At 47.1% G+C, this 9,232-nt stretch carries 12 protein-coding genes and 1 pseudogene; 5 read left to right on the forward strand and 8 right to left on the reverse strand.

Going from position 1 to position 9,232, the window contains the following annotated elements:
- Positions 1-24 precede the first annotated feature (24 nt).
- On the forward strand, positions 25-612 hold the full coding sequence (locus AVHM3334_RS06595; protein ID WP_284410699.1) for a hypothetical protein: 588 nt from the start codon (positions 25-27) through the stop codon (positions 610-612).
- A gap of 75 nt (positions 613-687) precedes the next feature.
- Positions 688-1,218, forward strand: a complete 531-nt coding sequence (locus AVHM3334_RS06600) for a hypothetical protein (protein ID WP_284410701.1) — start codon at positions 688-690, stop codon at positions 1,216-1,218.
- 130 nt (positions 1,219-1,348) lie between these two features.
- On the opposite strand, the gene AVHM3334_RS06605 is transcribed toward AVHM3334_RS06600, so the two are convergent.
- On the reverse strand, positions 1,349-1,633 hold the full coding sequence (locus AVHM3334_RS06605) for a hypothetical protein (protein WP_284410703.1): 285 nt from the start codon (positions 1,631-1,633) through the stop codon (positions 1,349-1,351).
- On the reverse strand, positions 1,630-1,998 hold the full coding sequence (locus AVHM3334_RS06610; RefSeq protein ID WP_284410705.1) for a hypothetical protein: 369 nt from the start codon (positions 1,996-1,998) through the stop codon (positions 1,630-1,632). The genes AVHM3334_RS06605 and AVHM3334_RS06610 overlap by 4 nt, the downstream gene beginning before the upstream one ends.
- A gap of 456 nt (positions 1,999-2,454) precedes the next feature.
- On the opposite strand from AVHM3334_RS06610, the gene AVHM3334_RS06615 reads away from it, so the two are divergent.
- From AVHM3334_RS06615 to AVHM3334_RS06625, 3 genes are read left to right on the forward strand one after another with little or no spacing between them, the layout of a single operon-like run.
- Positions 2,455-2,871 (forward strand): plasmid mobilization protein, encoded by a 417-nt coding sequence (locus AVHM3334_RS06615; RefSeq protein ID WP_284410706.1) that lies wholly within the window; start codon positions 2,455-2,457, stop codon positions 2,869-2,871.
- The gene (locus tag AVHM3334_RS06620; protein ID WP_284410708.1) at positions 2,868-3,170 is read left to right on the forward strand and encodes a hypothetical protein; all 303 of its coding nucleotides are present in this window, start codon (positions 2,868-2,870) and stop codon (positions 3,168-3,170) included. The genes AVHM3334_RS06615 and AVHM3334_RS06620 overlap by 4 nt, the downstream gene beginning before the upstream one ends.
- A complete protein-coding gene (locus AVHM3334_RS06625) occupies positions 3,167-4,519 on the forward strand; it encodes a relaxase/mobilization nuclease domain-containing protein (RefSeq protein ID WP_284410710.1) in 1,353 nt (450 codons plus the stop codon). The genes AVHM3334_RS06620 and AVHM3334_RS06625 overlap by 4 nt, the downstream gene beginning before the upstream one ends.
- A gap of 157 nt (positions 4,520-4,676) precedes the next feature.
- Here the strand turns inward: AVHM3334_RS06625 and AVHM3334_RS06630 are convergent, their stop codons facing one another.
- The 6 genes and pseudogenes from AVHM3334_RS06630 to AVHM3334_RS06655 form a co-directional block, all read right to left on the reverse strand.
- A complete protein-coding gene (locus AVHM3334_RS06630) occupies positions 4,677-5,429 on the reverse strand; it encodes a caspase family protein (RefSeq protein WP_284410711.1) in 753 nt (250 codons plus the stop codon).
- Positions 5,430-5,431: 2 nt separating this feature from the next.
- Positions 5,432-6,310 (reverse strand): hypothetical protein, encoded by an 879-nt coding sequence (locus AVHM3334_RS06635; protein WP_284410712.1) that lies wholly within the window; start codon positions 6,308-6,310, stop codon positions 5,432-5,434.
- Entirely contained in the window at positions 6,300-6,935 is a 636-nt protein-coding gene (locus AVHM3334_RS06640) for a hypothetical protein (RefSeq protein WP_284410713.1), read from the reverse strand. The genes AVHM3334_RS06635 and AVHM3334_RS06640 overlap by 11 nt, the downstream gene beginning before the upstream one ends.
- 29 nt (positions 6,936-6,964) lie before the next feature.
- A complete protein-coding gene (locus AVHM3334_RS06645; protein ID WP_284410714.1) occupies positions 6,965-7,630 on the reverse strand; it encodes a PIN domain-containing protein in 666 nt (221 codons plus the stop codon).
- Positions 7,602-8,801 carry a site-specific integrase gene (locus AVHM3334_RS06650; protein WP_284410715.1) on the reverse strand — a complete coding sequence of 400 codons (1,200 nt, stop codon included), beginning with the start codon at positions 8,799-8,801 and terminating at the stop codon, positions 7,602-7,604. The genes AVHM3334_RS06645 and AVHM3334_RS06650 overlap by 29 nt, the downstream gene beginning before the upstream one ends.
- Positions 8,802-9,108: 307 nt before the next feature.
- A pseudogene (locus AVHM3334_RS06655) lies at positions 9,109-9,232 on the reverse strand (IS630 family transposase); the annotation flags it as partial.

Below are 9,232 nucleotides of genomic sequence, written 5' to 3' on the forward strand. Positions count from 1 at the left end.
CCATCAACCCAAATAGTAGAGCAAATGAAATTCTCCGACCGAATCAAAAAAGAGATGACTGAGGGCATAGTAAAAGCGATACTTGAGGACGCCCAATATAGAGTCATTGATTGCGGCATTGAAAAAGTTCTTCGGGAGTTATCTTGCCTAAATTCTATTGAGTATGGAAAACTGGGCTATCCTGATGCAATGAGTCACCTGCCCGACTTTACTGTCATGAATAGGGAGCAGACCACCAAACAACTTGTAGAAGTAAAATATCGAAGCACATGGGGAAAGGGCCTCTTTGAAGAGGTTCGAGAGCAAGTCAAAATTTTTGGTGAGATCGTGCTTATTTCTGTTAATTCGAAAGCCGAAGACCCCAAAAACCTCAATTTGCCATCTAGATTTATAAGATGCTGCGGGCTCAAGTTCGACGGCGGAATTTATATGGTTCAGCAAAACATAAACAATACAACTGTCTGGACGCCCATCAAACAAATTAACGATGGCTCAGGCTTATGGTGGTCCATGCTGAGGTTGCACGAAAAATTCCCACAGCTCAATGAAGAGAATAACAAAAAAACACTATTTCAAGCTGTAAATGCATTGGCGGGCATACTAGATATCTAGTAGCAGCTCATCATGCGTTGACTTCCAAAAATCACCTTTTATCATCAATATGATAAGAATAAGGAGTCAGCGCAAATGGACATTTACTACATGTTAAACAACCCACCAAAAGAAGATGGCATGGTGGAATTTGATGAAGGGCTAATTTGGTTCGCCAATGGAGAACCCCATCGTGAAGATGGACCTGCCGTTGAATGGAAAAACGGAAGGCAAGACTGGTTCATCAACGGCAAAAAACACCGTGAGGACGGCCCTGCCATCATTATGGAGATGGGCATCAAGGAGTGGTATGTCAACGGCTTAATGCACCGCGAAGATGGTCCAGCCTTTGAAGCACCTAATGGCCGCAAGGAGTGGTATTTAAATGGCGAACCACATCGCAGTGACGGCCCTGCTGTAGAAGATCCTAACGGCATGAATGAGTGGTTTCTTCATGGTCGAAGATATAGCCGCGAAACGTTCCCCATGAATAAGGTGAAACACGTGGAGTCCACTTTATCCACCTTGAGTGACAGACAGCTTAAAAGTGTCTCCCGCATTGTTGCCAAGATGTTGGCGATGAGAGAGGTGAATGTGACCGAATCCACCAACAAACCCAAAGCATGAGTAGCACAATCAATAAGCCCCATTCAGGGGCTTTCTTATTTTTGCAACATTGACACGTTAGTGAGAACGCTCCGTCGTTCCTTAACCATGTGAGGCCGGGGCCGCCACAAGGCGTGTGCGCTGGAAGAAGTCAATCTTCTATCTCATTTGAATTTTCTTCATTTCCACCCGTTGCTTTTCCACCATTGAATATGGTAACGAGCATTGCAAAGACAGATGGCTCCGTTTTCTCCAATTCAATCAAGTAGTCTTGGAACCATGTCTTCTTCATAGTCGCCTTCATATCCTTCTCCAAAAGCTCTTCAACCCTAGATTCCATCGTGATGCCCTGTGTCATGCAAACATATTTAAACATGAAGTAAACCTGATAGTTAATTCTCGCACCTATCTTCACCTTGCTGTTTCTTATTTTCATTGCTTGTCTCCTTTGTTATTGCTATTCCATTGAGCATCATTTGATTGACCATCAGAACCTTCTTCTGATCGAAGCCTGCTTGCAACGACCTCAAAATATCCACCTGCGATTTTTTCTCTAAACCAATCCGTCTTTAGCAGCCCATCCAAATCCCTCTTCATGAGCTCTTCGATTCTTTCCTCGATAGATTTATCACCACCAGAGTAAGCCGCCTTGAACATTAGATAGACCTGCGTATTTATCCTTGCCGTCATTTTTGTTCGTGCCTCAACTCTGGATGGCTGCTTACCTGTAGCATCTTTTGTTCTTTTTTTAGCCATTGATTCCTCCATTGCTTCATCATCAATAGCAGAAAAAATTCTCAAGTCAACGCTAAATTCTCTTTTCGCCTAGAGCCATTTCGCAAAAACATCCGCCCAATGTCAATTGCTGGTAATTGCTACATCTCCACATCGATAAGAAGTCCATTTGGAGATGAGTTGATTTGGAAAAGATGGCGATAGAAAGATGATGCCATTTGGAAAAAATGGCGATATGGAAATAACGTCTATCTCCAGAACGTCCACATCGATATTGGCAGCATGGAAGCAAACGATTTATTCCATCGGGCGTTGACTTCAATTTTTATCCTGCTAAGGTACTAATAAGCACCGTTACTCTAACCCCCTGCAAATTGCCAAAAGCAGGAAAAAATAGAAAAAGCAAGGTCAATCAATCCTACGTATACCCCTTTGGGCTAACTTTAGGATTGAATATCGTGGGTTTCACCCACACCCGCTGCTGCGCGAGGCTCGATAAAAACAAGAATAAAGGAGGCCCCAATGGCACACCCCATAAAAGAAAAAGACCCGACTCTCAAAACAAGAGCGGGTCAAACTGGCGTAGAGGTCAACAGAAAAATTCGCAGCAAGCGATTTGAGATCAGGTTCACACCTGAAGAATGGGTGGCACTCCAACAACGTGCCAGTGAAGCAGGCGCATCTTCAACAGCGATCTACGCTCGTTCTGTCCTGCTTCCATCCAATCACTTAGCCGATCAAGAAACCAAGGCAGAACACAAGTTGCGTGTTCAGCTTCTGGCGTCGCTTGGAAAGATAGGTAGCAACATAAATCAGATCGCTCGTGCGCTAAACCGCATGAAGATGTGGAACGACACAACCAAAGGGATGTTCCAGGAACTCACCAAGATTCAGGAAGGAGTGAGCGCCATAAGTCAATTATTCAAGGAGAAAAAATGATCAACAAAAAAGAATTACCAGAAAATTTTTCAGGAGTAATGAAATTCACAAGAACAACTACAGATTACCGAACAGGCACGGATGATGTAGTCATTTATATCTACCACTACCGCAATAGCGAACTGCACAGAGAAGATGGCCCTGCCGTTCTTCTAGAAGGCAAGCCCCACCAATGGTGGGTTCATGGCCGTCAGCTTTCCGAAGAAGAGTACGGCCAATTCTTAGAGAAGAAGGCCCTGAAAGAGAAGCTTGAGTCCAATCTTGGTGAGAAAGGAAGCACCAGCAGAGAAAAGATATGAACGTCACAATCTTTCCTACCGGCAAAGGAGGTTCCGAATCAGCCGTTAGATACCTACTCAGTGACACCGACCATGCAGGCAAGAAGCGTTTCGTCATGCCTGAGATCTTGTTTGGCGATCCAGATACTTTCACAGCAATCGCCAATGCCACCAAAAGGCAGCATAAGTACACCTCTGGTGTCATCGCCTTTCGTGACAATGAAACGATCACACCTGATCAAGTCAATACCCTCATCGAAACATTCCGTGCGACGTTTCTACCTGGCCTGAAGGTGGATGAGAACTTCGCAGACTTCTGGGTGATGCACCGCGAAAAAGGAAACGTTGAACTGCACTTCCTTGTCGCCAACACTGAGTTGAGCACCGGCACCCAACTCAACATTCACCCACCCGGTGAGAAGAATATTCAGTTCTTCAATGTCTTTGTCAGTGTGATGAACGAAACCTTCGGATTCGCACAAGTGGTACCCGACCCCCTCAAAATTAGCTTGACACCTTTTGAAGCCAAATCACCCAACGGGAAGAAGGACAAGAAGGCCAAGGACGACTTTGCCAAGGTGCTTCACACCGAAATCGTTGGTGGTTTCATCAAAGACCGCAACCAGCTCATTGGCTACCTGAAACGCCACGGCGTAGAGGTGCCAACCATTGGCACAGACTTCATCACCGTGCGTCTGCCTGGTGCGAGCAAGAACACCCGCCTCAAGGGGCCGCTGTTTACCAAGGGCAGCGACTACGCGCAACTCGTGGCCGAACACCACCAGTCCAAGGTCCCGAAGTACCTGACACCTGCCGAGGCCAAGGCTCAGAAAGCCAAGCTTGCGGATGGCATAGAGGCACGTGCTGCCTTCACTCAGCGCCGCTACCTCACCCCCAAGCCAGGTGCAAAGCGAGTTCGCAGGGCCAAGTTACCGACTGCCAACCTTCCACACCGAGTGGCACGCCGCAAGGGCGAGCTGGATCAGATGGCCAAGCCGGTGCCTGCAAAGGAAATCCGAGCAGAGCTACAGGCCCACCTAGACACGCTCAAAGAGCAAGCTGCCTCAGCAACCAAAAGCGCCGCCTCCCACCTTCCACACCACGCGGCCCGTAACAAGGACGATCATGAGATCGCATCGAGTGTGCCCGGTGGCACTGGTGGTGCTGTCGGTGGCCTAGAAGCTCAGATCGGCAGCTTGTCCATGCAGTACCACAGCCTTCTTCTCATGCTGGCTGGTGCCAAAGGAAGAGGAGCTTCACAGATCAAGTCTCAAATCATGGCCTTGGAGCAAGAGCTATCGGCCTTAAATCTTGAACTTGAAAAAAAGAAACTTCAAGATAAGAACACACCGCTGCCACTGACGACATAGATGATGCTATCGAAAATTTGACATTCCTACTCACAAAATCAATTGCAAGGCTAGAGCTTGAAAAATCGAAACTGCAATAATAAAAAAGCACCCAAAAGGGTACTTTTTTCTTTGCGTAAGTCAAAGTCATATGATTTTGACTAACTAGCCTCCTAATTTATGCCACGACAGCGAATGGGAATTTCTTATCCGCTCTCGGAGCTTCAAAGTTAGGTGTCTGTCGCCCCCCACTTAGCAATTTCACCCGTGTTGCTGCCGCTTCATGGCAATCCTGAGTAGATGAGGTTGCATAGCTCTTTGCCAAGTCAATGGATGAGAGTTTATTTCTTGCCCATTCGTTTCCAGCATCGATTAGAGAGGAAGTGTAATACCCGCCTTCTGTAGTACTTTCACCAGCCGTCTCGTTCAATGAGCATGCATTCATAACAACAAGACCAGCGTCACATTCCGAAATTGCTTTATCGAAATACTGCCGACATTGAGCTGGGTCTAACTGCTGCCTATTGGCCGAATCAAACGTATATCCCTCCATAGTAGCTTTAGCTATACGGCGCTCGCTCTGTGCTTTCCTACAGCAATCAAGAATTAGTGAATGCTTTTGAGCACCAACACGTAGCTCAAGACTGTCAAAAGTTTCATGAGAGTTAATGTGCAGGATTGTTCTATTTCTTTCAACAGAATGAAAACCATGCCCGCCAAAAAATATCAGCGAATAGTCATTTAACTTCAGCAAGTTGAGCTGGACTCTTATTGAAGTGGCAGAGGGTGAGATCAGCGTAGTGATTTCATTTTCGTACCATAATCCACCTATAGCGGACTTCAAATAGTCCTTCAATTGCTTAAGATCCACATTAACACCCGGAATTTTTTCATCGGGGGATCCAATAATAAGAGCCTTACGAGAAGCCATGTTTATTTATCCTTTGCTGATTCTTGAAATGAAGGAGCCTCTTCAATCTTGGTGATTATCGACGGCGCGAACCTCTCACTTGCTCCTGCGAGCAGTGCCAAGAATGAAATCACATATGGAGCGTTATCTCCAGACACGAAGCTTGAAAATATCACCCCCGATTTAATACCGAGATAAACAATCTGACCAGATATAAATCCACCAAATATTCGACATGCAGACTCAATAAAGTGGAGCTGTCGGCCCGCATAGCTTGCATGCTGCAATCGGCCAGATCTAAGCATTATCGAAAGACATGCACCGGCAGAAGCCCAAGCACCTATCTTGAGATGCCAAAGTGTTTCTTCGGAAAAATTGGCAAAGCGTGCGGCAACCAACACACCAACAATCAGCAGAGCCGAAATAAGAACCGAGTAGCTCAGATACCAGCTTCTTGATTTCTCCACTACCCTATCAAGCCTGAATTCATCAGCCTGCCTCAGGATTTCATAAGAGCCTTCACAGTTGCTCTCCAGACAGTTTACTATCGCTTCTCCGATGATGGTTTTAAAGCTCAGTATCGTAGACTCGCTCAACCCCGCCGTTGGTTTATGCTCAGCAATCAGGCATTGACTGAGAACCTTTTCATTAGCTCGTCTTCCTTCTTCTGATTTTGAATTGTCGTATTCTTCTGTAGTCTCCCAATCGATATTGTTCTGACGGTCAATGCAAACAATATAGCGGCTGGTGATTCTTATGATGCGCTTGCAGCTATTTTTATGCACTTTCCACAATTCATCGTACTGACCAAAGTCACAAGCCTCTTCTTTGTTTCTTTTAAACATCAATCCCTCATCTTTCTTGATTTTATTTATCAAAGCCACGAAAGACTCAACCGACAAGACATCTTCTTTCTATCATCCCATTAAGAAGATCCATTGGATCTGGTGGATTGGTTCTCGCAAAGAACTCTGTCCCCACTAAGATGGGCTGATATTTGATGTTGTAGCGATCAACCATTTCAGCAGCCCTTCCAATAAAAATCATGTCATTGAACTGCTCCGGAGCCTTGTAGTGCCTGACCAGACGCGGAGGTAGCGCAGCATCAACAATGGTGTCGCCTCCTAAAGAGATCCACGCATGAACCTTTTGCTCACCTTGTAATTGCTCTGTTGCCAACACCTCTTGCTGAAGACTCTCCAAGGTTGTCTCAAACTCATCCGTGGCACCAACCCAGACATTCCCAAGAACGATGTTCGCAGGTATGCCTTGATTGTTCAGGTGCGCAAAAAAATTGGTGGATAGTGTCTGGCAAGAGTTTCCCCAGTAGCCAGGAACAATCATGCTCAAGAAGGCCGAAAGCTCACCAAGAAGTTCAGAGGTTGCACCAAGAACGCTGTCGTCAATGTGCGCTTCAGGAGAAATGATCGCTGGCCTGGTAAAGCCCAACTTTGCAGACTCTGCAATGGCATTGGTCAACATGCCAAGATAGACCTGCTTGTACTCCAAAATTTCTTCGTAATTCATACGCAAACGCATTCCTTCTTTTGATTTTTTCAACGGGCATAGCGAGCTATGCAGCCGCCACACATCCACTCCCCGTCATCGAAGATACCCCCCGTCAGATCGGTTCTCTGGTGACACCAGCCACACATTCCATAGTGGGTCGTATCCTCGTAGGCATACCGTTCAGGCTCTCTATAGCCCTTCTGGTTTGACGGCAAGAGCTTCGGATCAGGAGGCGTAGCAAACCTGCCGCAGTTGCTGCACCAGTGCCCACCATAATGCTCAATCGTGCTGGCCTTCTTGCAGAATGGACACACCACCTGGTCATGAGCCACCAAGGGCACGACATTGACCGGCACCAGTTCAGCAATGCTCTCCACTCTGCGGCAGCTCATGCCGTTGTTGTTCAGGTGGTTCAGCAGGGGATCAAAGCCTTTGTCGCCACTGAGCACGAAGCATTCGGTGTCAGGTGCTGTCTCAAAGGTCCGGCCAAGCTCAAAGGCAATGTGGAAGTCCAAAGCATTCTTGCCAGCGCCTGAAATTTTCAGGAAATCCACACGGCTGAACCTGTGCGCTGTAGCAGGCTTCTTCGCAGCCTTGGGAGGGTTCTGGTTGGCCCCAACGAAGATGATGGCCCTGAAGCTCTCGTCCAGCGGTGACAGGTCCACCTTGTGCTTATTCTCCAGATCAACCAACAACAGTTTCTTGCTCTTCATTTTTCTTGCTTTCAACAGCGGTATTCGCCCACAGCTTCACACCGATGTCACTATGCCTTAAGGTGGCATACCGCTTCAAGGTTTCAAGCTCAATGTGACCTGAAATCTTGCTGATTTCAATGTCCGTCAAGCTGGTGTTGATGAAGTACCAACTGACAGCACAATGCCTCAAATCATGAATTTTGAAGTTCTCAACTTGAGCATTCTTGCAGATCACCTTGAACCTGTTGCCCAGCGTTGAGCTACTGGTCCAGTAATCGCCAAAGACAAGCTGCTGTTTTTCCTTCTTCAGCTTCAGCAGCCTATCTTTGATGAAGTGAAAGAATTCGGGCCGCAAAGGCACCTTACGGTCTTCAGCATTCTTCTTGTCTGCGATCTTAGTATTCTCTTTGGGAAGGAAGATATAAGACAGTTGCGGCTTTTCTTCATTGATATGAATATCGCTCCACTTCATGAGCAAGCTTTCTCCAGCGCGCATGCAAGAGTAATACTGCCAGAGGATGAAGCACTTCCACTCTTCCCGCTTCACATACATCTTATCGGTAGCAGCAAGCAGCTTTTCAAGCTCACCTTCTTCCAAGATGCGATCACGTGGCTTCCAAGCTTTGGGCGGTGGATTGTCATCGAACGGCTTGCTATCAAATGTGTAATCCATGTGCCTTGAATGCCACTCCAAAGCATTCTTGATCACATAGTAAATTTTCCGAACAGTGCCTTCTGCATAGGTCTTTTTGACCATTTCCCCAGAAGCTTCGTCCTTGACCATGTTTCCCTTGAACAAGGGGTGATCCTTTTTCTTCTTGGCTTGATCGGGAATGGGCTGTTCAAGCTTGGTCTTCAGGTAGATGGCAAACGTGCCAGCCTTGAAGCTTTGGAGAGGCACGGCGCCGATCTCCAGCTTGAGCTTGTTCAGGGTGTAGAGCTTCCCCTTCGCCACCGTGTTGTGCTTCAAGTAGTCGTCAAAGATGGCCCCAAGGGTCATCTTCTTGACCTTGGCAATGTCTACCGACTCACCTCGATCCAGCTTGGTCTTGACCTCACGGATGAACTTCTCAGCTTCCTTCTTGGCCTTGAAGGTCTTGGTGACTTTCGCCCCGGCCTCACGAATGCGCACAAGGTAGGAGACATCGCCATGCACTCCCACCCGCTCTGTGATCAACTTGCCTGCCATCCCAGCCGCTCTCCTATGCAGTCCGTTCCAGTCACCAACTTGGCACTTGGAACAAATTTGGAACATTTCTGCTAGGATAGCGTACCAATAATCTCTAAGTACAAGTCAGGAAACAGGTTTTCTGACTTAGGTTGGTTTCCTCCTAAGCGCTAGATACAGGTTCGATTCCTGTCGAGGGGACCAGATTTCTGCAGTGAAATCAACGGCCTTTTCCTCAAGGTCGCCAAAACGGGACAAGTTCGGGACAAAACCGAGTTCTCAAACTCTTGGAGGGAACGCATGACGATGTGGGAATCCGAACACCTACTCACAAGTCAGAAATATAGGCGACAGATGGGTGTCTGAAGAATGACCTGATGAGTGCAGGATCTTCAGCCACCGACTGCAACTGCGCATCCACACGCTCCTTGAGCTTCTCCCCCTTTCGCAAT

The sequence above is a fragment of the Acidovorax sp. SUPP3334 genome (genome assembly GCF_030159055.1).
Classification (GTDB): domain Bacteria; phylum Pseudomonadota; class Gammaproteobacteria; order Burkholderiales; family Burkholderiaceae_C; genus Paracidovorax.

What these genes read in the sequence shown, in the direction of transcription:
- AVHM3334_RS06630 (WP_284410711.1), bottom strand. Translation starts at nt 5,429, where the DNA reads ATGGCTTCTCGTAAGGCTCTTATTATTGGATCCCCCGATGAAAAAATT.
- AVHM3334_RS06650 (WP_284410715.1), bottom strand. Translation starts at nt 8,801, where the DNA reads ATGGCAGGCAAGTTGATCACAGAGCGGGTGGGAGTGCATGGCGATGTC.
- AVHM3334_RS06620 (WP_284410708.1), top strand. Translation starts at nt 2,868, where the DNA reads ATGATCAACAAAAAAGAATTACCAGAAAATTTTTCAGGAGTAATGAAA.
- AVHM3334_RS06645 (WP_284410714.1), bottom strand. Translation starts at nt 7,630, where the DNA reads ATGAAGAGCAAGAAACTGTTGTTGGTTGATCTGGAGAATAAGCACAAG.
- AVHM3334_RS06625 (WP_284410710.1), top strand. Translation starts at nt 3,167, where the DNA reads ATGAACGTCACAATCTTTCCTACCGGCAAAGGAGGTTCCGAATCAGCC.
- AVHM3334_RS06605 (WP_284410703.1), bottom strand. Translation starts at nt 1,633, where the DNA reads ATGAAAATAAGAAACAGCAAGGTGAAGATAGGTGCGAGAATTAACTAT.
- AVHM3334_RS06640 (WP_284410713.1), bottom strand. Translation starts at nt 6,935, where the DNA reads ATGAATTACGAAGAAATTTTGGAGTACAAGCAGGTCTATCTTGGCATG.
- AVHM3334_RS06600 (WP_284410701.1), top strand. Translation starts at nt 688, where the DNA reads ATGGACATTTACTACATGTTAAACAACCCACCAAAAGAAGATGGCATG.
- AVHM3334_RS06595 (WP_284410699.1), top strand. Translation starts at nt 25, where the DNA reads ATGAAATTCTCCGACCGAATCAAAAAAGAGATGACTGAGGGCATAGTA.
- AVHM3334_RS06615 (WP_284410706.1), top strand. Translation starts at nt 2,455, where the DNA reads ATGGCACACCCCATAAAAGAAAAAGACCCGACTCTCAAAACAAGAGCG.